At 71.5% G+C, this 20,908-nt stretch carries 19 protein-coding genes; 7 read left to right on the top strand and 12 right to left on the bottom strand.

All coding sequences use genetic code 11. From position 1 onward, the window contains the following. Positions 1-82: 82 nt before the first annotated feature. Genes AB0G20_RS01955 through AB0G20_RS01970 form a run of 4 tightly spaced genes read right to left on the bottom strand, consistent with a single transcriptional unit; the run spans position 83 to position 2,164 of the window. On the bottom strand, positions 83-916 hold the full coding sequence (locus AB0G20_RS01955) for an isoprenyl transferase (protein WP_361294321.1): 834 nt from the start codon (positions 914-916) through the stop codon (positions 83-85). A gap of 56 nt (positions 917-972) precedes the next feature. Then, on the bottom strand, positions 973-1,719 hold the full coding sequence (gene recO, locus AB0G20_RS01960) for a DNA repair protein RecO (RefSeq protein ID WP_361294323.1): 747 nt from the start codon (positions 1,717-1,719) through the stop codon (positions 973-975). 26 nt (positions 1,720-1,745) lie between these two features. Continuing rightward, positions 1,746-1,961 carry a hypothetical protein gene (locus AB0G20_RS01965; protein ID WP_030836519.1) on the bottom strand — a complete coding sequence of 72 codons (216 nt, stop codon included), beginning with the start codon at positions 1,959-1,961 and terminating at the stop codon, positions 1,746-1,748. Beyond that, a complete protein-coding gene (locus tag AB0G20_RS01970) occupies positions 1,958-2,164 on the bottom strand; it encodes a hypothetical protein (protein WP_361294326.1) in 207 nt (68 codons plus the stop codon). Before AB0G20_RS01970 ends, AB0G20_RS01965 begins: the two co-directional genes overlap by 4 nt. A gap of 286 nt (positions 2,165-2,450) precedes the next feature. On the opposite strand from AB0G20_RS01970, the gene AB0G20_RS01975 reads away from it, so the two are divergent. Further along, complete coding sequence (locus tag AB0G20_RS01975) at positions 2,451-2,924, top strand: GNAT family N-acetyltransferase (RefSeq protein ID WP_361294329.1); 474 nt, start codon at positions 2,451-2,453, stop codon at positions 2,922-2,924. A 50-nt stretch (positions 2,925-2,974) separates the two neighbouring features. Beyond that, positions 2,975-4,447 (top strand): alpha/beta hydrolase, encoded by a 1,473-nt coding sequence (locus tag AB0G20_RS01980; protein WP_361294332.1) that lies wholly within the window; start codon positions 2,975-2,977, stop codon positions 4,445-4,447. On the opposite strand, the gene AB0G20_RS01985 is transcribed toward AB0G20_RS01980, so the two are convergent. From AB0G20_RS01985 to AB0G20_RS01995, 3 genes are all read right to left on the bottom strand, one after another. Next, positions 4,435-5,598 carry an abortive phage infection protein gene (locus tag AB0G20_RS01985; protein ID WP_361294335.1) on the bottom strand — a complete coding sequence of 388 codons (1,164 nt, stop codon included), beginning with the start codon at positions 5,596-5,598 and terminating at the stop codon, positions 4,435-4,437. The genes AB0G20_RS01980 and AB0G20_RS01985 overlap by 13 nt on opposite strands. 98 nt (positions 5,599-5,696) lie before the next feature. Then, positions 5,697-6,140: a protein phosphatase gene (locus AB0G20_RS01990; RefSeq protein WP_361294338.1), complete on the bottom strand. Its 444-nt coding sequence runs from the start codon at positions 6,138-6,140 to the stop codon at positions 5,697-5,699. Between the two features lie 40 nt (positions 6,141-6,180). After that, positions 6,181-6,897 (bottom strand): FadR/GntR family transcriptional regulator, encoded by a 717-nt coding sequence (locus tag AB0G20_RS01995; protein WP_361294341.1) that lies wholly within the window; start codon positions 6,895-6,897, stop codon positions 6,181-6,183. 241 nt (positions 6,898-7,138) lie between these two features. Here AB0G20_RS01995 and AB0G20_RS02000 point away from each other — a divergent pair, with 241 nt between their 5' ends. From AB0G20_RS02000 to AB0G20_RS02020, 5 genes are read left to right on the top strand one after another with little or no spacing between them, the layout of a single operon-like run. After that, positions 7,139-8,767, top strand: coding sequence for an ABC transporter substrate-binding protein (locus AB0G20_RS02000; protein WP_361294344.1), 1,629 nt, complete (start codon positions 7,139-7,141; stop codon positions 8,765-8,767). A 4-nt stretch (positions 8,768-8,771) separates the two neighbouring features. Further along, positions 8,772-9,734: an ABC transporter permease gene (locus tag AB0G20_RS02005; protein WP_361294347.1), complete on the top strand. Its 963-nt coding sequence runs from the start codon at positions 8,772-8,774 to the stop codon at positions 9,732-9,734. Between the two features lie 8 nt (positions 9,735-9,742). After that, positions 9,743-11,716 (top strand): dipeptide/oligopeptide/nickel ABC transporter permease/ATP-binding protein, encoded by a 1,974-nt coding sequence (locus tag AB0G20_RS02010; protein ID WP_361294350.1) that lies wholly within the window; start codon positions 9,743-9,745, stop codon positions 11,714-11,716. Further along, positions 11,713-12,741, top strand: coding sequence for an ABC transporter ATP-binding protein (locus AB0G20_RS02015; RefSeq protein ID WP_361294353.1), 1,029 nt, complete (start codon positions 11,713-11,715; stop codon positions 12,739-12,741). Before AB0G20_RS02010 ends, AB0G20_RS02015 begins: the two co-directional genes overlap by 4 nt. Further along, positions 12,738-13,670 (top strand): dihydrodipicolinate synthase family protein, encoded by a 933-nt coding sequence (locus tag AB0G20_RS02020; RefSeq protein WP_361294356.1) that lies wholly within the window; start codon positions 12,738-12,740, stop codon positions 13,668-13,670. The genes AB0G20_RS02015 and AB0G20_RS02020 overlap by 4 nt, the downstream gene beginning before the upstream one ends. A 191-nt stretch (positions 13,671-13,861) precedes the next feature. Here the strand turns inward: AB0G20_RS02020 and AB0G20_RS02025 are convergent, their stop codons facing one another. The 5 genes from AB0G20_RS02025 to leuA all read right to left on the bottom strand — a co-directional run bounded on the left by AB0G20_RS02025 (position 13,862) and on the right by leuA (position 20,683). Then, complete coding sequence (locus AB0G20_RS02025; RefSeq protein ID WP_361294359.1) at positions 13,862-14,524, bottom strand: response regulator transcription factor; 663 nt, start codon at positions 14,522-14,524, stop codon at positions 13,862-13,864. Then, a complete protein-coding gene (locus AB0G20_RS02030; protein WP_361295775.1) occupies positions 14,521-15,699 on the bottom strand; it encodes a sensor histidine kinase in 1,179 nt (392 codons plus the stop codon). Before AB0G20_RS02030 ends, AB0G20_RS02025 begins: the two co-directional genes overlap by 4 nt. Positions 15,700-15,807: 108 nt before the next feature. Further along, positions 15,808-17,901 carry an MMPL family transporter gene (locus tag AB0G20_RS02035; protein ID WP_361294362.1) on the bottom strand — a complete coding sequence of 698 codons (2,094 nt, stop codon included), beginning with the start codon at positions 17,899-17,901 and terminating at the stop codon, positions 15,808-15,810. Between the two features lie 153 nt (positions 17,902-18,054). Then, on the bottom strand, positions 18,055-18,750 hold the full coding sequence (locus tag AB0G20_RS02040) for a TerB family tellurite resistance protein (RefSeq protein ID WP_361294365.1): 696 nt from the start codon (positions 18,748-18,750) through the stop codon (positions 18,055-18,057). 211 nt (positions 18,751-18,961) lie between these two features. Next, on the bottom strand, positions 18,962-20,683 hold the full coding sequence (gene leuA / locus AB0G20_RS02045) for a 2-isopropylmalate synthase (RefSeq protein WP_361294368.1): 1,722 nt from the start codon (positions 20,681-20,683) through the stop codon (positions 18,962-18,964). Positions 20,684-20,908 lie beyond the last annotated feature (225 nt).

Genomic DNA, 20,908 nt, shown 5'->3' on the forward strand with positions numbered 1-20,908 from the left:
ACGCGCCCCGGGCACTCAGTCTGCCCCTCGTGTGATCCGCCGCGGCCCGGCTGCCACCGGAGGGGCGGCCGGGCGTGGCGTGTTACGGCTGCTTGCCCTCCATGGCCTGAAGTTCCTCGTTCGGGATGGCCCCGCCGAAGCGCCGGTCCCGGGAGGCGAACTCCAGGCAGGCCCGCCACAGGTCACGCCGGTCGAAGTCCGGCCACAGCACGTCCTGGAAGACCATCTCGGCGTAGGCGCTCTGCCAGATCAGGTAGTTGGAGGTGCGCTGCTCGCCGCTGGGACGCAGGAACAGGTCCACGTCCGGCATGTCCGGGTAATACAGGTACTTCGCGAAGGTCTTCTCATTGACCTTGGACGGGTCGAGCCTGCCGCTCTTCACGTCCTCGGCCAGGGCCTGCGCCGCGTCCGCGATCTCGGCCCGCCCGCCGTAGTTCATGCAGAAGTACAGCGTGAGCTTGTCGTTCCCCTTGGTCTGCTCCTGGGCGACCTGGAGTTCCTTGGCGACCGAGCGCCACAGCTTGGGCATACGGCCCACCCAGCGCACCCGGATGCCCAGCTCGTCCAGCTGGTCCCGGGTCTTGCGGATGAAGTCCCGGTTGAAGTTCATCAGGAAGCGCACCTCGTCCGGCGACCGCTTCCAGTTCTCGGTGGAGAAGGCGTACAGGGAGATGGCGCCCACGCCCATCTCGATGGCCCCCTGAAGCACGTCCAGGACGCGCTCGGCACCGACCTTGTGCCCCTCGGTACGCGGCAGCCCGCGGTCCTTGGCCCAGCGGCCGTTGCCGTCCATGACGATCGCCACATGCCGCGGTACGAGCTCCGCGGGGAGCTTCGGGGGCCGCGCGCCGGACGGGTGCGGCTCCGGCGTCCTGTAGTCCCGGCGCTGACGCCCCAGGATCCCGCGTACGGCCATGTGTTTCTCGTCTCCTCGTGCTCGCTTGCTTGCTTCTCTGCTGCTCCGCGGCCGCGCTACTTCTCGACGTAGCGCAGGGAGCGCAGCCCGCGCTCCATGTGCCAGTGCAGATACGCGGACACCAGCCCGCTGCCCTCCCGGACGTGGCGCGCCTCGCACGCGTCCGCGGTCTCCCAGTCTCCCGTAAGCAGGGCGCCGAGGAGTTCCAGGGCCTGGGGCGAGGGTACGACGCTGCCGGGCACGCGGCAGTCCACGCAGACGGAACCGCCCGACGCGACCGAGAAGAACCGGTTGGGCCCGGGCATCCCGCACTTCGCGCAGTCGGTGAAGCTCGGGGCGTACCCGTTGACGGCGAGGGAGCGGAGCAGGAACGCGTCGAGCACGAGATGCGGCGCGTGCTCCCCCCGGGCGAGGGTCCGCAGCCCGCCGACCAGCAGCAGGTACTGCTGCACGGCCGGCTCCCCTTCATGGTCGGTGAACCGCTCGGCGGTCTCCAGCATGACGGTCCCGGCCGTGTACCGGGCGTAGTCGCTGACGATCCCGCTGCCGTACGGCGCGATGGTCTCGCTCTGAGTGCACAGCGGCAGCCCCCGCCCGACCAGCTCGCTCCCCTTGGCGAAGAACTGCACGTCGACGTGCGAGAACGGCTCGAGACGCGCACCGAACTTCGACTTCGTCCGGCGCACGCCCCGGGCCACAGCGCGTACCCGTCCGTGACCGCGCGTGAGCAGCGTGATGATCCGGTCCGCCTCACCCAGTTTCTGGGTGCGCAGCACGATGCCGTCGTCGCGGAACAGACTCATGGAACCATTCTGGCAGGGTCGTCACGTCAAGGGACCTCACCCCTGCTGCGGGCGTTCGCGTACGCGGTCGCCGCGCGCAGCCGCTCGGCCGGGGTGGCGTGCCGGACGGCTCCGGGGTCGGCGTCCCACTCCCTGCCGCCCCCGTACGGCCTCAACTGCACGTAGGGCCCCTCATGCCCCATCACGATGCCGATGCGACCGCTGCGGGTGTCCACGACATACGCGCCGACCGGAGGCTTCATCGCGACACCGCCGTGAGCCGCCGGGCGGTCCGCACCGAACACCGGACCGGTTCGACGAGCGGGCAGGGCGCTTCCCACGCAAGACTCACCGGGTCAAGTCTCAGTGAGGGCAGGGTAATTCCGGCCTTGGCGAGTTCTGCCCGCAATTCTTTCACCGCGTCCTCCGCTTCTTCGGCACAGAGCGCCGAGTGTCGTGCCTCCACCGTGCTCCCCTTCCTTTCGCGGTTTCACTCTTCGCGCCTTCATCGTGACGCTCCGCGACTACACTCCAGAGGGGTCTGTGCCCTACAACTGCGGTGCGGCACAAAGGGGTTCGGCGCCGGATGCCGCAAACCGGGGGAATTTTCGAGCGGTGGTACGGGAAGCAGATCGGCGATATACGGGATGCCGCCGGTGTATTGGACGACCGCGGCCGTAAGGGCGCCACGCCCCCCTTGAAACAATCCAGCCGTGGGAGCATCAGCGAGGCACTTGGAACCGGAATGGGGCATGCGCCCCGCGCGGCCGGCGGATGTCGAGGCGATAGCGGAACTCCGGGCCGTGGTGATGCGCCCGGACCTGGAGCGGCTGGGGCGCTACGACGAACACCGGGTCAGGCAGCGCCTGCGGGACGGCTTCTCCCCGCAGCACACGTCGATCATCATGACGGCCTCCACCTTCGCGGGCAGCGTCACACTGCGCCCGTCCGGGAACGGCCACTGGCTGGAGCACTTCTACCTCGCCCCGGCACTCCAGGGCCGGGGCCTGGGCTCGGCGGTCCTGCGAACCCTGCTGAGCAGGACGGACACCTCCGGCGACCTAGTCCGCCTGAACGTCCTCCAGGACAGCCCGGCCCGCCACCTCTACGAACGCCACGGCTTCACGGTGGAGACCCAGGACGAGATCGACATCTTCATGGTGCGACGGCCGGGGGCCGATGCTCTTCCTCAGGCGGGATCCTCGGGTAATCCCCCTGCCGTTTAGGGCAGTTACCCGGATGTGGCCGTTCGTCGAGGTCGGACAGGCTGCTCGGTATGAAGCAGACCACGAAGTACGCGGCACTGGTCGCCGCCGTCGGTGCGGTGTTCGGGCTCGCCGGGCCCGGCGGGGCGTCCGCCGCCGCACCCGAGCGCCTCCACTGGACGAAGTGCACCAGCCCCGGCCTCGACCCCAGACAGCAGTGCGCCACCCTCGACGTCCCCATGGACTACTCCGACCCGGACAGCCCGGAGATCCAGATCGCCGTCTCCCGGATTCCCAGCGAGAAGCCGTCCGCGCGGCGAGGTGCGCTGTTACTCATTCCGGGCGGCCCCGGCGGGGACAGTCTCAACGATCCCTCCGGCAAGGGGCAGAAGCTGCCGCAGCGGGTGCGGGACGCCTACGATCTCGTCGGGTTCGCACCGCGCGGGATGGCGCCCTCCACCGCCGTCGACTGCGCACTCGACCCCGCCGACATCAGCATGACGAAGCGTCTGCCCTGGCCCGCCCCGGACGGTTCCGTCGGCGAGAACATGGCCACCGCACGGCGTACGGCCGAGGCCTGTGCCCGCAACGGCGGGGAGTTGATCCGGCACATCAGCACCGCCAACGAGGCCCGTGACCTGGACCGTGTCCGGGCCGCCCTCGGCGAGGAGAAGGTCTCCGCGTGGGGCGTCTCGTACGGCACCTACGTCGGCGCCGTCTACAGCCAGTTGTTCCCGCACCGCACCGACCGCATCGTGCTGGACAGCAACAACCCCGACCACACCCGTGTGACCCGCAACTGGCTCGCCGCCTTCGAGGTCGGCGTCGAGGACAACTTCCCCGAGTTCGCCCGGTGGGCCTCCCGGCCCGGCAATCCGTACCGGGTCGCCCGTACGCCCGCCGAGGTACGGTCCGGATTCCTGCGGCTCGCCGCCGGGCTGGACCGCGAGCCCCTCCCCTGGCCCGGCGCCGAACCCCCGCGGTTCGACGGCAACGCGCTCCGCCAGACCATGCTGTCCAGCCTCTACGACCCCGACGACTACCCGACCCTGGCCAAGGCCCTCCGGGCCGCCCGCGAGGGCACCGTGCCGCCCGTGCCCGAGGCGCCGCCCGAGTCGGTCCTGCAGAACGTCGCCGCGGTCGGCGTCGGCACCATCTGCAACGACGTCGACTGGCCCGACTCGGCCACCGCGTACCAGCAGGACGTGGACGAGAGCCGGGCCGCGTACCCGCTGACCGCGGGCATGCCGCGCGGGCCGATGGTGTGTGCCGCCTGGCCGTACGAGCCGAAGGAGCCGGCCGTGCGGATCACGGACCGCGGGCCCTCCAACATCCTGCTCGTGCAGAACGAGCGGGATGTCGCCACCCCGCTCGCGGGGGCCCGGAAGCTGCGCCGGGCCCTCGGCGACCGGGCGGTCATGGTCACCGTGAACTCCACCGGCCACGACGCCTATCTGGACAACGGCAACGCCTGCGGCGACCGGACCGTCTCCCGTTTCCTGGCCACCGGCACCCGGCCCGCCTCCGACCTCTACTGCGACTGAGCGGTGCGGTGGCCCGCCGCCCCGTATCGGCGGGCCACCGCGCGGAACGCCTCCTTCGGCTCCCAGTGCCAGCCGGAGGCGGGGTCGTCCGGGCGGTCCTTGATCACCTTGGTGAGGGCGTACGACGCCATGTCGAGGTCGAACCGGGGCGCGTCCGGGCGGTGCGGGGCGTCCGCGCTGATGAACTCGAAGGCCATCGCCGCGTACAGGCCCATCGACTCGAAGACGTCCAGCAACTCGCCCACGTAGTCGGCCTGGACGCGCTCGCTGCGGACCGGGCTCCCCTTGATCTCCGGCGGGTCCTTGTCGTAGTCGACGATGTCCCAGCCCATGCCGCCGGTCTCGGGCGCACCGACGTACGCGCACGTGCCGAACTCGGTGATGGCGAGCGGCTTGCCCCACTTCAGGTACTGCTTCAGCTCCCGGACGTGGTCGGACCGCTTCTCGAAGTGCGCGTAGTAGTCGATGCCGACGATGTCGAAGAGGCTCCAGTCCGGGTCGTCGATGCTCTGGGCGGCGGCGTAGCTGAGGTTGCCCTTGAAGACGGACCGGCCGACCTTCGCGGCCTTCACGGTGAACTCGGCGAGACGCCGCCGCATGCGCGGCCAGTCGACCGTGCCGTTCTGGAGGTTCTCGATGCGCTCCAGCACCGTCTCGCCCGGCAGGATGCCGGGGACGAACAGCCAGAACTCGCAGCCGACGCTGAAGTCGACACTCGCGCCCTGCCTCCGCAGGCGCTCCGCGAACCGGCCGGTCTCGGCGATGTGCTCCAGGATGTCGCGCTGCGGTGCGTCCCCGAGGGTCGGCTGCAGCCAGACGTGCAGTCCGCGCTCGGCGGCCTCGGCGGCGGTCCTGGTGAGGCGTTCGACGCCGTCGCCCGTGACGTCGACGGTGTCGGCGTGCAGGTCGTCCCGGATGGCCCGGATGTCGTGGCGCATCCGCCGGGCACTCCACGCGGTCCCCGGTGTCTCCCCCGCCCCGACCGTGTAGACGACGCCCCGCCGCCGCAGTCCCCGGCCGTGCCGGGCTTCCGTGGCCCGGGCCTGCCCGGCCGATCCCACCACCCCGGCGGCACCCACCGCCGCGGCCCCGGCCAGGAACTGCGCCCGGCTGATCCCCTTCGCCTGCTTGGTCCCCTTGGTCTCTTCCATGCCGCCCACTGTGCCGAGCGGGCGCCGGGGCCGCTGTCGGCCGACGGTCTACGGCGGCGCGACCAAGGTATGAGGTGCCGCGCCGAAGGAGACGCTCATCAGGCTCGCCCCTCGCCGAACCGGCGCACGTACCGCCGCTGCCACGGCGTCTCCACCGCCCGCCGGTCGTAATGCCGCCGGACGTACGCCACCGCCTCCTCCCCCGGCACCCCGTCCAGCACCGCCAGGCAGGCCAGGGCCGTGCCCGTGCGGCCGCGGCCGCCTCCGCAGGCGATCTCCACCCGCTCCCCGGCGGCCCGTTCCCACGCCCCGGTCAGCAGGTCGCGGGCGGCCGGCGGATCCGCCGGGAGGCGGAAGTCGGGCCAGCGGATCCAGGCGGAGTCCCAGGGGACCTCGGGCGGTCGCCTGCCGAGGAGGTGGACGGCGTAGGAGGGCTGGGGCCTGCCCGGGTCCAGGGGATGGCGCAGGCCCCGGCCCCGGATCAGCCGGCCGGACGGCAGGCGCAGGACGCCGGCGTCGCTCTCGCTCCACAGCTCGCTCACGCCCTCATCATGCTCCGCGTCCGCTCGGCAGGGCACCGATTCAGCCCACTCCCCGGGGCTCCTGCCCCGCCCCTGCCCCGATGCCCCGGAAATGCACCGCCATCGCCCGCTGCGCCCCCTCCACGTCTCGGGCCCGCAACGCCGTGACGATGTCGCGGTGGCGGCGGACCGTGATCTCGGGGGACGGGTCGTCGGGCCGTCCGCGGGCGCCGGAGACGCGGCGGAAGACCGTCCAGAACGCGGCGAGGAGCTGGGGCACGAGGTCGTTGCCCAGGGACGCGTACAGGACTTCGTGGAACTCGCGGTCGAGTTCGGGGAAGGAGCGGCCCGTGCCGCGCGCGGCCTCCTCCATGCGCATCACCACGCCCTCCAGCTTGTCCAGTTCCGCTTCGGTGGCCGTCGTGGCGACCCGGCGGATCAGTCCCTCCTCCAGCACCTCGCGGACCTGGAGGATCTCGGCGAGGGCGCCGGTGTCGTCGTCGTGGCGGGCCAGGGTGCGGAAGGTCAGGCCGTCGACGAGCGGGGTGAGGGAGGCTCGGCCGACATACGTGCCGTAGCCGTGTCTGACCTCGACGATGTCGAGGGCCTGGAGGGCCTTCAGGGCCTCGCGGACGGAGTTGCGGCTGACGCCGAGGGCCTCCATCAGTTCGGCCTCGGTGGGCAGCGGCGCGCCGGCGGTGAGTCTGCGGTCGAGGATGAGCTGGACGACCTGGCGCTGTATCCGGCTGGTCCTGGGCTCCTCGGACATGCGCCGCATCGTACGCGCCCCGGACGTCCCACGTCCCACCTCTGGCGGTACCCGGTACCGGGCCTGCCCTGATACGTCGTCAACTCAGGCCATTTCACCGTGCCATTGGTCCGACCTCTGGCGAATACGCCATTCGTGTGCGATCCCTTGACCGGCCCCACGGCCCCTCCTATGGTCGCGCTGACCGCAGGACGTAGGACGTCGTATCTCCTCTGCCAGTCCCTTCCCCCCAGACCTCGCTGGAGGACCCGTGCGCGACGTGACCCCCGACGTGCCGGCGCTGCACCGCCGGTCGTTCCTGAAGTACACCGGCGCGCTGGGCGCGGCCGCCGCCGTCTCCGCGTCGCTGTCGGCCTGTTCGTCCGGGCCTCAGTCCACCAACGACACCGGCACCGGCGGTGGCCCGGGCCGGACCCTCACCGCGGTGATCGGCTACGGCAACGACGGCAGCTGGGATCCCACGCAGACGGCGTCCGCGTTCTGCATGGCCGCCAACAACCACATCTACGAGGGGCTGCTGGACACGGACCCGATCTCCCGGGAGCCGTACGCGGCGCTGGCGACCGAGGTGCCGAAGGATCCGGACAGCACGTCCTGGAGGTTCGCGCTGCGGCCGGGCGCCACGTTCCATGACGGCAAGCCCGTCACCGCCGACGACGTGGTGTTCGTCTTCCAGCGGATCCTCGACCCGGACACCCAGACCCTCGCCAAGGGCTTCTTCGCGAGCTGGCTGAAGGAGGTCCGGAAGATCGACGCGCAGAACGTCGAGCTGGTGCTCAAGTTCCCGTTCCCGGACGGTCTTTCGCGGCTGACGCTCGCCAAGATCATGCCGCGGCACGTGTTCTCCCGGCCGGGGGGCTGGGACGACGCCATCAAGGGCAAGGCGATCGGCTCGGGACCGTACCGGCAGACCGCGCACCACCCGAAGTCGAACACCACCTTCGAGGCGTTCGACGGCTACAACGGCCCCCGCAAGCCCGCCTTCCGGAAGATGAACTGGCTGACGATCGTGGACGCGGCACCCCGCGTCGCCAAGATCTCGGGGTCGAGCGCCGGCGCGCAGATCGCGGACAACATCCCGTACGCCAACATCGGGCAGTTGGAGAGCGGCGGCATGACGGTCGCCGGCGGGGCCGGGATGAACAACCTGTTCCTGATGTTCAACACCAAGCACAAGCCGTTCGACGACGTGCGCGTGCGCCAGGCCCTGCACTACGCCATCGACACCGAGAAGATGGTGGAGGTCGCGCTCAAGGGCCACGGCAAGCCCTCCAGTTCCTTCCTCGACGAGGCCAACCCGTCCTATCGCCGGGCGAAGACCGTCTACGACCACGACCCCGACAAGGCGAAGGCGCTGCTGAAGGAGGCCGGCGTCAAGGGGCTGAGCATCGAGATCCTCGCCGTGAACGTCAGCTGGATCGTCGACTGCCTGCCGACCATCAAGGCGTCCTGGGACGCGATCGGTGTGGAGACGACCCTGTCCCCGCAGGAGACCACGGCCGTCTTCACGAAGATGGACCAGAAGCAGGACTACCAGGTCGTGGCCGCCGCCTCGAACCCCAACCAGTTCGGCCTCGACGCCGACCTGATCATGCATTACAACTACGGCCCCGAGAACCTCTGGATGCAGTACACCCGCTGGGCCGCCGACCCGGTCGCCAGGCAGCTCTTCAAGGACATGGACCGGGCCACCCGGGAGCCCGACCCGGCGAAGAAGAAGGCGATCGTCCAGGACTACATCGACGTCGTCGCCGAGCAGGCCGTGCTCTACCCGGTCGTCCACAACGAGCTCATGACGGCCTGGAACCCGGCGCGGCTCAGCGGGATAAGGGCACAGCCGTATCCGGGCATCAACCTCCTCCAGGCCAAGTGGGCCTAGCGCCATGACGGCCGTCCTGCGGATCCTGCTCCGCCGCGTCGCCCTGCTCGTGCCGCTGACGCTCGGCATCGTGCTGTTCGTGTTCCTGGTGATGCGGTTCTCGGACGTCGACCCGGCGTCCGCGTTCTTCCAGGGCGCCAACCCGACACCGCGGCAACTGCACGACTTCCGCGAGGAACACGGCCTGCTGGATCCGCTGCCGGTGCGCTACGCCGACTTCGTCGCCGACCTGCTGCACGGCGACATGGGCACCAGCGCGCTGACCCGGGCGCCGGTGATCGACCAGGTCACCACCGCCCTGCCGCTCACCCTCCAGCTGACCTTCCTCGGCCTGGGCATCGCGGTCGTGCTGTCCCTCGCCGGCGGCGTGACCGCGGCGATCTACCGGGACCGGCTGCCCGACCAGATCATCCGGGTCGTGTCGCTGACCGGTGTCGCGGCGCCCGGCTTCTGGCTGGCGCTGCTGATGATCCAGTACCTGGCGGTCGACCTGGGCTGGTTCCCGACGGGCGGCTACATCAACCCGGCGGACTCCCTCACCGGCTGGCTGAAGACCATGACGCTGCCGGCCTTCGCGCTGTCGTTGCCGGTGGCGGCGCAACTGACCCGGATCGTGCGGACGGCCGTGGTGGAGGAACTGGACAAGGACTACGTGCGGACGGCCATCGGGAGCGGGCTGCCGCCGCGGGTGGTGGTCGGGCGGAACGTCCTGCGCAACGCGCTCATCAACCCGCTCACCGTGCTCGGGCTGCGCGTCGGCTATCTGCTGGGCGGGGCGGTCGTCATCGAGACGATCTTCTCGCTGCCCGGCATGGGCAAGCTGATGATCGACGCCGTGAAGAACGGCGACCCGGCCGTCGTCCAGGGCGTCGTCCTGACCACGGCGGCCGGGTTCGTCGTCGTGAACCTCGTCATCGACGTCCTGTACCTGCTGGTCAACCCGCGACTGAGGGATGCGACCTCATGATGACCCGCATGACGACCCGGAAGGGCCTCACCGAGGCGCTGTCCCGGCCCGGCGTCCGGCTGCGCGGCTGGCGCAGGCTGCCGCTGCCGTCGAAGATCGCCGTCTGCTTCCTGGCGGTCGTCGTCCTGATGGCGCTGCTCGCGCCGCTCCTCGCCCCGCACGACCCGCTCGACCAGCAGCCGCCCGTCGACGGCACCGGGCATCCGTCCGCCGGGCACTGGATGGGCCAGGACAGCCTCGGCCGGGACATCCTCAGCCGGCTGATGTACGGGGCGCGCTGGTCGCTCGCGATCGGGCTCGGCGCGACCGGACTCGCCCTGGTGGCCGGCGCGCTGCTCGGGGCGATCGCGGCCACCTCCCGCAAGGCGGTCGACGAGACGCTGATGCGCTGCCTGGACGTCGTGATGGCGTTCCCGGGCATCGCGCTCGCCGCCGTGCTGGTGGCGGTGTTCGGCGGTGGCATCACGGTGCTGATCTGCGCGATCGCGTTCCTGTTCACCCCGCCGGTGGCGCGGGTGGTCCGGGCGAACGTCCTCGACCAGTACGGCGAGGACTATGTGACGGCGGAACGGGTGATCGGCGCGCGGACGCCGCACATCGTGCTGCGGCACGTGGCGATCAACTGCGCCGCTCCGGTGCTGGTGTTCTGCACGGTCCAGGTCGCCGAGGCGGTCGTCTTCGAGGCGTCGCTGTCGTTCATCGGGGCGGGCGTACGGCCGCCCGACCCGTCCTGGGGCAGTGTCATCGCGGACGGCAAGAACATGGTGCTGACCGGCGGCTGGTGGGCGACGGTGTTCCCCGGGCTGCTGATGCTGGTGACGGTGCTGGCGCTGAACATCCTGTCCGAGGGGGTGTCCGACGCGTGGGCGGCCCCGTCGGCGCGGAAGGTGGACGCACCCGACGACGACCGGCTCCAGACACCGGAGCCCGGCAGCGGGGAGGTCGTGCAGCTGCCCGGTCTGGCGGAGGCGGCGCGGCGGTTGCGGGCCCGGGCCCGTCATCTGCCCCGGGACGGGCAGCCGGTGCTCGCGGTGGAGAACCTCGCCATCGGCTTCGACCAGCGGCACGGCGGCGTGGACATCGTGGACGGCATCAGCTTCGAGGTCCATCCCGGTGAGGTGCTGGGGCTGGTCGGCGAGTCGGGCTGCGGCAAGTCGCTCACCGCACTGGCGATCATGGGCCTGCAGCCGAAGGGGGCGCGGATCGGCGGCCAGGTCCGTTTCCACCAGCGGGACCTGCTCGCCGAGCCGATGCGCGTACGCCGCAGGCTGCTCGGCCACGAGATGGCGATGATCTACCAGGACGCGCTGTCGTCGCTGAACCCGGCGATGACGATCCGCGCCCAGCTGAGGCAGGTCGTGCGGCGCGGCGGGCACCGCAGTCCCGCCGAGCTGCTGACGATGGTCGGACTCGACGCCGAACGCACCCTGCGCAGCTACCCGCACGAGCTGTCCGGCGGGCAGCGGCAGCGCGTCCTGATCGCCATGGCCCTGTCCCGCGACCCGAAGCTGATCGTCGCCGACGAACCGACGACCGCCCTCGACGTGACCGTGCAGGCGCAGGTCATGGAACTGCTGCTGCGGCTGCGCGAGGAGCTCGGCTTCGCGCTGATCCTCGTCTCGCACGACCTGGCGCTGGTCGCTGACGTCACCGACCGGGTGGTGGTGATGTACGGCGGGCAGATCGTGGAGACAGGGGTGACCGCCGACCTCGTGGAGGCCCCGGCCCACCACTACACGCGCGGGCTGCTCGGCAGTGTGCTGTCGCTGGAGTCGGCGCAGGAGCGGATGACGCAGATCAGGGGCGTCGTGCCGTCCCCGGCCGACTTCCCTGCGGGGTGCCGCTTCGCCGACCGGTGCCCGCGCGCGAGCGGGGTCTGCCGCACGACGGCCCCGGTGCTGACCGGTACGCCGGCGCACACGGCGGCCTGCCATCACCCGGCGATGGAGCTCGCGACCACCGAGACCGAGGCGGTGTCATGAACGCACAGCCCGCTCTCGTGGAGCTCTCCGACGCCCACGTCGTCCACAAGGCCCGCAGCGGCGGCCTCTTCACCCGGGACCGCGTGTACGCCCTGACGGGTGCCGACCTGGCGATCGCGCCCGGCGAGACCGTCGGCGTGGTCGGCGAGTCCGGCTGCGGCAAGTCGACGCTGGCGAAGGTGCTGGTCGGGGTGCAGCCGCCGACGCGGGGGACGGTGTCGTTCCGGGGCAGGGATCTGTGGGCGATGCCGGCCGCCGAACGCCGCCGGGCCGTCGGCAGCAGCACCGGCATGATCTTCCAGGACCCGTCGACGGCCCTGAACCGCCGCCTGACCATCCGTCAGATCCTGCGGGACCCGCTGGACGTGCACGACCGGGGCACGAGGACCCAACGTGAGGACAGAGTCCGCGAGTTGATGTCCCTCACAGGTCTCCCCCGGGCCCTCGCCGACGCCGTGCCCGCCCAGCTGTCGGGCGGACAGCGCCAGCGGGTCGCCATCGCCCGGGCGCTGGCGCTGGACCCGGACCTGGTCGTGGCGGACGAGCCGACCAGCGCCCTGGACGTGTCGGTCCGGGCCCAGATCCTCAATCTGCTGCTGGATCTGAAGGAACGCCTCGGCCTGGCCCTGGTGTTCGTCTCGCACGACATCCAGACGGTGCGGCGGATGAGCGACCGTGTGATCACCATGTACCTGGGCCGGATCGTGGAGGAGTCCCCGGCCGCCCTGGTCACCGACCGGGCCCGGCACCCGTACACCCGTGCCCTGTTCTCCGCCACGCCCGGCCTGCTCGACCCGATCGACCCGATCCCGCTGGTCGGCCCGGTGCCGTCGGCGACCCGCCCGCCGAGCGGCTGCCCGTTCCGCACCCGTTGCTGGAAGGCGGACGCGACGTGTGCGCGGGAGATGCCGGACTTCTCCGCCGCGTCGGCGCCCGCACACCGCTTCCGCTGCCACCATCCTGTCCAGGAGGACGAGTCGACCCGCGACCTCGTCCGCCAGAGCGACCCGATGGAGGCTCCATGACCTTCGCCCCGCTGACCGGTGTCATCCCGCCCGTCTGCACGCCCCTGACACCGGACGGCGAGGTGGACGTCCCCTCGCTGCTCAGGCTCGTCGACCATCTGGTGGCCGGCGGGGTGCACGGACTGTTCGTGCTCGGCTCGACCTCGGAGGCCGCGTATCTGCCGGACCGGCAGCGCGAGCTGGTCGTCGAGTCGGTCGCGGGCCATGTGGGCGGACAGCTCCCGGTGCTGGCCGGGGCGATCGACATGACGACGCCCCGGGTCCTGGACCATGTCGCGTCGGTGACGGCGGCGGGAGCGGACGCGGTCGTCGTCACCGCCCCGTTCTACACCCGCACCCACCCGGCGGAGATCGCCCGCCACTACCGTGCGGTCGCCGCCGCGAGCCCGGTCCCCGTCATCGCCTACGACCTTCCCGTCGCCGTCCACACCAAGCTGCCGGCCGACGTGGTCCTGGAGCTGGCCGCCGACGGTGTCCTGGCCGGGCTCAAGGACTCCAGCGGCGACCTGGCCGCCTTCCGCCAGGTCGTGACCGGCATCCGGGACCGCCAGGGCATCACCGGCTTCAGCGTGCTGACCGGCTCCGAGCTGATCGTCGACGCGGCCCTCGCGATCGGCGCGGACGGCACGGTGCCGGGCCTCGGCAACGTCGACCCGCACGGCTACGTCCGCCTGGACCGCCTGTGCCGCGCCGGGGATCGGGACGAGGCCCGTGCCGAACAGGAGCGCCTGTGCGCGCTGTTCGGCATGGTGACCGTCGGCGACCCGGCCCGGATGGGCCCGAACTCCTCGGCGATCGGCGCCTTCAAGGCCGCCCTGTATCTGCGCGGCGTGATCGACTGCCCGGCGACGGCGGAGCCGCAGATCCCGCTGTCGCCGGACGAGGTGGAGCGGGTGGGGAAGTATCTGGCGGCGGCCGGGCTGCTCTAGTGCCCCGGCAGGCAACGTTTGCCCGTCAAGGAGCGGCGTCCGGTGCGTGCTCTCGGCGTGCCGGCCGGAAGTCCTCGTACTGGATGTACTTGGGCTTTCGGCCGGTGCGGCGAGAGGGCGTGCCGGGCGTCGCGACGGGGCGAACGTTGCCTGCCGGGGCACTAGGTCGTGTCAGTCCCGTCGTCGGGCCGTCAGACGCTCCCCGGCGTCACTATCCCGGACTCGTAGGCGACGATGACCAGCTGCGCCCGGTCCCGTGCTGCCAGCTTGCCCATGATGCGGCTGACGTGGGTCTTGGCGGTGAGCGGGCTCAGGCCCAACGCGTCGGCGATCTCCGTGTTGTTGAGGCCGCGCGCGACCAGCGCGAGCACCTCCCGCTCCCGGCCGGACAGGCACTCGGGCCCGCCCGTCTTAGGTGCGGAGGGGCTGCGCAGGAACCGCTGGATCAGTCGCGCCGTGGGCCCGGGCGACAGCAGGGCCTCGCCGGCCGCGACCGTGCGGATGGCGTCGAGGAGTTCGGCCGGCCTGGTGTCCTTCACCAGGAACCCGGAGGCACCGGCGCGCAGGGCGTCGACGATGTTCTCGTCGGTGTCGTACGTGGTGAGGACGAGCACCCGTACGCCCGCGAGATCCTCGTCGGCCGCGATGAGCCGGGTCGCCTCGATGCCGTCCAGGTCGGGCATGCGGATGTCCATCACCACGAGGTCGGCGCGTGCGCTGCGGGCCAGTTCGACGGCCTGCCGGCCGGTGGCGGCCTGGCCGACGACCTCCATGTCCCGGGCCGAGTCCACGAGCATCGCGAACGCCTCCCGCACCAGCGTCTGGTCGTCCGCGAGCAGCACCCGTACGGTCATCCGGTCCTCTCCCCCGTCGTGGTCAGCGGCAGAGCCGCGGTCACCTCGAATCCGCCCCCGGTGCGCGGTCCGGCGTCGAGTGTGCCACCGACGCTGCGGGCCCGCTCACGCATCCCGACGAGCCCGAAGCCCGGGGTGCCGCCCGGGGCCGGTCCGGTGCCGTCGTCGCGGACCGACAGGTGCAGGACGCCCTGCCGCTCCTCCAGTTCCACCCGCACGGCGGGTTCGGGCCCGGCGTGCCGTACCGCGTTCGTCAGGGCCTCCTGCACGATGCGGTAGGCGGCGGCGCCGACGGCGGGCGGTGCCCGCCGGATCCGTACGGTCTGCTCGACCCGGGCTCCGGCGAGGCGCGCGGCCTCGGTCAGGTCGGGCAGCCCGTCGAGGCCGGGCAGCGGGCCGCGGGCGTCCGGGGGGCCGTGCTCGCGCAGCACCTCCAGGGTCGTACGGAGTTCACCGCGGGCGCTGCGGCAGGTCTCGGCGATGTCGTCGAGGGCCTTGGCCACCGTCTCCCGGTCCAGCCGCTCCGGGTCGGCGGACAGCACATGGGCGGCGACGGAGGTCTGCACGCCGATGAGGGTGATGCTGTGGGCGAGCAGATCATGCAGATCACGGGCGATCCGCAGCCGCTCCTCGGCGACCCGCCGCCGGGCCTCCTCCTCGCGGGTGCGTTCGGCGCGTTCGGCGCGTTCCACGATGGAGGCGACGTACTGGCGGTAGAAGCGCACGTCGACGCCGAGGAACAGCACGGCGACGACCCAGCCCGATATCCGGAGCACCTCCAGCGCCTCGTGCATGCTGACGGTGAGCATCACGCTGACCGAGAGGCTGATGACACCGACGCCGACCACGACGGTGCGCAGCGGGCGGCCGGTCACGGCGACGGTGTAGAGGGCGATGTACGTCGCCGGGGTCGGCGCGGAGTGACTGTTGTCGAGGGCGTGGTACGGGGCGACACAGGCCACGACCGCGAGCAGCACGAGCAGCGGCCGTCGGCGTCGCCACGCGATCGGCACGTTGCAGGCGATCAGCAGCGTCCAGCCCAGCGTGTCGGGCCTGCGCCCGTCGTCGACGAGCAGCGCCAGGACGGTGGCGAGCGCGGCGGCGAGAACGGCGAGCAGCGCGTCGTTGCGGAGGGCGTGCGGGGCGGTCAGGGGGTCGCGGTTGATCGCGGCCATGATCCGCTCGGCGGGCCGCGACCAGGTCGGCTGGGTGGTGGTGGGAGCCTGCACGGCATCATCCTCGGCCAGGAAGGCGCCCCTCCGGGAGAGGAGGGGCGCCGTGGGTCAGCGGGCGTTGGCGGCCACAGGCTCCTGCTCCTTCGGCGGAACCGTCCGCTCCGGCGCCCGCGAGAGCTTCCCCGGCCACCACACCCGGCGCTTGAGCAGCACACTCGCGGTGGTCACCAGGTACGTCCGCACCAGGAACGTGTCGAGCAGCACCCCTACCGCGATCACGAACCCGAGCTCGACCAGCCCCACCATGGGCAGCGTGGTCAGCACCGCGAAGGTCGCCGCCAGCACGACCCCCGCCGAGGCGATGACCCCGCCGGTCGTCCGCAGCGCGGTGAGCGCCGCCGCCTCCGGCTCGGCGCCGCGCACGGACTCCTCCCGCATCCGGTGCATCAGGAAGATGCCGTAGTCGACACCGAGGGCGACCAGGAACACGAAGGACAGCAGCCCGAGCCCCGGATCGTTCCCGGCGAACCCGAACACCGGCTCGAAGACCAGCCCGCCGATCCCGAGCGCGGCGCCCCAGACCGCCACCACCGCCGCCAGCAACAGCAGCGGCGCGACGAGGCTGCGCAACAGTCCGACCAGGATGACGAACACGGCACCGAGCACCAGCGGCACGATCACCTTCCGGTCCCGCGCCTCGCTCTCGGCCAGGTCGATCTGCTGCGCGCTGGGCCCGCCGACGTACGCGCCCACGGGATCGAGCCCGGCCCGCAGCGCCTCGATGGTGCGGGTCTCGGCCGGGGACTCGGGGGCCGCGGTGGTGAAGACGGCGATCTCGGTCCAGCCCGAGCCACTGCGTCCGGGCGCCACCTCGGCGACGCCCCCGGTGGTCCGGGCCCGCTCGGCAACCGCCTCCGCCCGCTCTTCGGGCGCGATGACCGTGACGGGCCGGCTGCTCCGCTCGGGATACTCCCGTGCCAGCGTCTGCATCGCCGTGATGGACTCGGGCCGCTCGGTGAAGAAGTCCTCCTGCTTCAGGCTGCCGGACAGGTTGAACGTGCCGAGCGCGAGGGCACCGAGCAGCACGGCCCCGCCGGCGAGCACGGTGGCGGGGCGCCGCGTCGCCGAGCTGCCCATCGCGGCGAACAGCGACCGCCGGGCCTTCGGCACACTCCCGAACGCCGGGATCAGCGGCCAGAAGACCCGCCGCCCCAGCAGCACCAGAACCGCCGGCAGCAGGGTCGTCATGGCGACCAGCGCGGCGAGCACCCCGACCATGCCGACCGGCCCCATGCCGCTGCTGCTGTTGAGGTCCGCGGCGAGCAGGCACAGCAGCCCGGCCGCGACGGTCCCCGAGGAGGCGAGGACGGCCGGCCCGCAGCCGCGCAGCGCGGTGCGCATGGCGTCGTACGGCCGCTCGTGGTGCCGCAGTTCCTCGCGGTAGCGGGAGACGATCAGCAGCGCGTAGTCGGTGCCGGCGCCGAGGACCAGCACGGTCATCACGCCGCCGCTCTGCCCGGTGACGGTGACGTCGAACAGTTCGTGCAGCCCGTACCCGGCGGCCATCGACACGGCGGCGGCGACGCCCGCCACGGCGAGCGGCACCAGCCACAGGAAGGGGCTGCGGTAGATGAGGATGAGCAGCACGGTGACGACGCCGAGCGTGGCGAGCAGCAGCGTGGCGTCGAGGGTCCCGAACACCTTGTTCATGTCGGTGTTCAGCGCACCGGGCCCGCCGACCTCGACGCTGAGCCCGCCGCCGCCGTCGGCGATGTCCCGCACCCCGTCGACGAACGCGTCCCGGGCCTCCTCGTCCTGGCCCGGCTGGGTGCTGGAGACCGGGTACATCAGGGTGGAGCCGTCCTTGGACGGGATGCCCAGGGGCTCCCCGGAAAGGTCGTAGGCGCCGCTCACCTCGGTGATCTGCCGGTCGGCGGTGCGCCGGTCGGCGTCGGTCAGACGACCGTCCCGGTGGTAGACGAGCACCAGGTCGGTCGACTCACCGCCCGGCAACTCGTCCTGGATCCGCGCCACCTGCGTCGAGTCGGCGCTGTCGGGCAGGTAGTCGACCGCGCGGTTCTGCTGGATGTCGGCGAACTTGCCCGCGAGCGGCCCGACCAGCACGAGCGCGGCGAGCCACAGCCCGACCACCACCCAGGGCACGGCCCGCTTCCGCCCGGTGCGCGTCCTTACGGCCCCCATGTGTCCGGCTCCCTCCGGTCGGGTGTCTGGATCGGTCTCCAGACTCCCGCCGGGCGGGGGCCGGTTCGTCGGGCGTGAGGTCGAGTCGGGGGTTACTGCGGGGGGCGGCCCGGGCCGCGCGTTACTCCCCGGGGAGTAGCGCGGGGGTGTGCCCTACGACGGTGTGCGCGCCGCCGCCAGCAGCCGAGTCACGTCGTCGGAGCAGATCGTGAGCGCCGCCCCCACCGTCGCCAGCACGTCCCGCTCGGCCGGGGTGTAGGGCCCGTCCGCCAAGGCGATGCGGGCACCCTGCAGCAGGATCGATTCGCGGCCGACGGTGGCGAGGTGCGGGGCGAGCGGGTCCAGCGCCTCGTGCAGCTCTATGGCCAGCCCCGCACCGCAGGGTTCGCCGGTGATCCGGCCGGTGTCCGCCTCCAGCGCCTCGACGAGGGCGGCCAGCTGCTCCTCGGTGCAGTCGTCGAAGCCGGCCACGCGCACGGCGAGCACGGCGGCCTCCAGTGCCGAGCGGGACCCGGCGCCGCCGGCGGCCAGCACCGCGAGCGCGACGGTGTGCACAGCGTCGCGGAGCATCGCGGAGAAGCGGGTGGTGGTCGGGTGGTCGAGGACGTCCGTGCCGAAGTGGCGGCGGCAGGCCGCGCACTCCACGACCGGGCCGGTCTCGCCGCGCGGCAGCACGGGCAGGCCGAGCAGGGTGAAGCGGCGCTGTCCGGTCAGCCGCTGGTAGTTGCGGTCGCCGCCGCAGCCGGGACAGAAGAACTCCCCGTCACCGGCGGCCGTCCACGCGGTACGGGTGCCCAGGATGCGAGAAAGCCTGGCGGCATGGCCGTTTCGTCCCCGTCCTGGCAGCACGTCGCACCTCCGTCACGCCCCACGGCAACGTCGCCGCGCTTGCGTGATGTTAGCCACATCAGAGACGAGGAGTCAGCACCCCGGAGGAGACCTTTCCGTGACCTCCACAGCAAATGGCCGGTATACGACGGGGCTCCACCCGCCGTAGACCGGCGGACGGAGCCCCTGCGGCATTCCTGAGCGGCCCGTGGCCGCAGACCCGTACGGCTGGTCAGCGAGCCGCGCGGTTGACGGCCGAGACGACCGCCTTCAGCGAGGCCCGCGTCGTGTTCGCGTCGATTCCGATGCCCCACAGGATCTTGTCGTCGATCGCGCATTCGATGTACGAGGCGGCCTGCGCGGAGGCACCCTCGCTCATCGTGTGCTCCTGGTAGTCCAGCAGGCGTACGTCGATGCCGACGGACTGCAGGGCGTCGAAGAAGGCCGAGATCGGACCGTTGCCCGAACCGGTCAGGACGGTGTCCTGGCCGTCGACGGTGGCCTCCACCTTCAGCGTGTCCACGCCGTCGGTGTCGGTCGTCGACTGGTTGTTCTTGACCTGGATCCGGCCCCACGGGTTCACGGGGTTGGGCAGGTACTCGTCCTCGAAGGTCGCCCAGATGTCCTTCGGCGTGACCTCGCCGCCCTCGGCGTCCGTCTTCGCCTGGATGATCTTCGAGAACTCGATCTGCATCCGGCGGGGCAGTTCCAGCTTGTGGTCGTTCTTCAGGACGTAGGCGATACCGCCCTTGCCGGACTGCGAGTTGACCCGGATGACCGCCTCGTAGGAGCGGCCGACGTCCTTGGGGTCGATCGGCAGGTAGGGGACGGCCCACTCGATGTCGTCGACGGTGACGCCCTTGGCGGCCGCGTCGGCCTCCATGGCGTCGAAGCCCTTCTTGATGGCGTCCTGGTGGGAGCCGGAGAAGGACGTGTAGACCAGGTCGCCCACGTACGGGTGGCGCGGGTGGACCTCCATCTGGTTGCAGTACTCCCACGTACGACGGATCTCGTCGATGTCGGAGAAGTCGATCTGCGGGTCGACGCCCTGCGAGAACAGGTTCATGCCCAGGGTGACCAGGTCGACGTTGCCGGTGCGCTCGCCCTGGCCGAACAGGCAGCCCTCGACGCGGTCGGCGCCGGCCATCAGGGCCAGCTCGGCGGCGGCGACGGCGGTGCCGCGGTCGTTGTGGGGGTGGATCGACAGGCAGACGTGCTCGCGGCGGGAGAGGTTGCGGCCCATCCACTCGAAGCGGTCGGCGTGCGTGGACGGCGTGGAACGCTCCACGGTGGCCGGCAGGTTCAGGATGATCTCGCGGCCCGGGCCGGGCTGCCAGACGTCCATGACCGCCTCGCAGACCTCCAGGGCGAAGTCCAGCTCGGTGTCGGTGAAGATCTCGGGGCTGTACTGGTAGCCGAACTCGGTCTCGGGGCCCAGCAGCTTCTCGGCGTACTCCATGACCAGGCGCGTGCCGTCGACGGCGATCTGCTTGATGTCGTCCCTGGAGCCGCGGAAGACGACCCGGCGGAAGACCGGGGCCGTGGCGTTGTACAGGTGGACCGTGGCGCGCTTGGCGCCCTTCAGGGACTCCACCGTGCGCTCGATCAGGTCCTCGCGGGCCTGGGTCAGTACGGAGATGGTGACGTCGTCGGGGATGGCCCCGGGCTCCTCGATGATGGAGCGCACGAAGTCGAAGTCGGTCTGCCCGGAGGCCGGGAAGCCGACCTCGATCTCCTTGTAGCCCATCTTGACCAGCAGGTCGAACATGGCGCGCTTGCGGGCCGGCGACATGGGGTCGATCAGGGCCTGGTTGCCGTCACGCAGGTCGGTGGAGAGCCAGCGGGGGGCGGTGGTGATGCGCTGCTCCGGCCAGGTGCGGTCCGAGATGTCGACCTGCTCGTAGCGGCCGTACTTGTGGATCGGCATGGAACTGGGCTGCTGGCGGTTCGCCATGATGCGGGGGCTCCTCAAAGGGTGTCCGGAAGGACGGCCGACGACGCAGCACCAAGCTCCGCGGGGAGGGAGTCGGCCTCGACTACAGGCCCTCGCCGCGGCAGCTAAGGAGAAGCAGCCCGAAACGCATGATGCGCAGCATGCTAGCCGAGCCTCTCCCGGCGCGTGGGGTCGTATCAGTATGCGGGACCCGGCGCACATACGGGACAAAAAGTGCGCTATACC

The organism is Streptomyces sp. NPDC024017, from assembly GCF_040638895.1.
Classification (GTDB): domain Bacteria; phylum Actinomycetota; class Actinomycetes; order Streptomycetales; family Streptomycetaceae; genus Streptomyces.

Bases quoted from the DNA above. Each gene is read 5' to 3' on its own strand.
- AB0G20_RS01965 (WP_030836519.1), bottom strand. From the start codon at position 1,961: ATGAAGCCTCCGGTCGGCGCGTATGTCGTGGACACCCGCAGCGGTCGC.
- AB0G20_RS02025 (WP_361294359.1), bottom strand. From the start codon at position 14,524: ATGACCGTACGGGTGCTGCTCGCGGACGACCAGACGCTGGTGCGGGAG.
- AB0G20_RS01955 (WP_361294321.1), bottom strand. From the start codon at position 916: ATGGCCGTACGCGGGATCCTGGGGCGTCAGCGCCGGGACTACAGGACG.
- AB0G20_RS02030 (WP_361295775.1), bottom strand. From the start codon at position 15,699: ATGGCCGCGATCAACCGCGACCCCCTGACCGCCCCGCACGCCCTCCGC.
- AB0G20_RS01985 (WP_361294335.1), bottom strand. From the start codon at position 5,598: ATGGAAGAGACCAAGGGGACCAAGCAGGCGAAGGGGATCAGCCGGGCG.
- AB0G20_RS02010 (WP_361294350.1), top strand. From the start codon at position 9,743: ATGACGACCCGGAAGGGCCTCACCGAGGCGCTGTCCCGGCCCGGCGTC.
- AB0G20_RS02035 (WP_361294362.1), bottom strand. From the start codon at position 17,901: ATGGGGGCCGTAAGGACGCGCACCGGGCGGAAGCGGGCCGTGCCCTGG.
- AB0G20_RS02015 (WP_361294353.1), top strand. From the start codon at position 11,713: ATGAACGCACAGCCCGCTCTCGTGGAGCTCTCCGACGCCCACGTCGTC.
- AB0G20_RS01980 (WP_361294332.1), top strand. From the start codon at position 2,975: ATGAAGCAGACCACGAAGTACGCGGCACTGGTCGCCGCCGTCGGTGCG.
- AB0G20_RS02005 (WP_361294347.1), top strand. From the start codon at position 8,772: ATGACGGCCGTCCTGCGGATCCTGCTCCGCCGCGTCGCCCTGCTCGTG.
- AB0G20_RS01975 (WP_361294329.1), top strand. From the start codon at position 2,451: ATGCGCCCCGCGCGGCCGGCGGATGTCGAGGCGATAGCGGAACTCCGG.
- leuA (WP_361294368.1), bottom strand. From the start codon at position 20,683: ATGGCGAACCGCCAGCAGCCCAGTTCCATGCCGATCCACAAGTACGGC.
- recO (WP_361294323.1), bottom strand. From the start codon at position 1,719: ATGAGTCTGTTCCGCGACGACGGCATCGTGCTGCGCACCCAGAAACTG.
- AB0G20_RS01995 (WP_361294341.1), bottom strand. From the start codon at position 6,897: ATGCGGCGCATGTCCGAGGAGCCCAGGACCAGCCGGATACAGCGCCAG.
- AB0G20_RS02020 (WP_361294356.1), top strand. From the start codon at position 12,738: ATGACCTTCGCCCCGCTGACCGGTGTCATCCCGCCCGTCTGCACGCCC.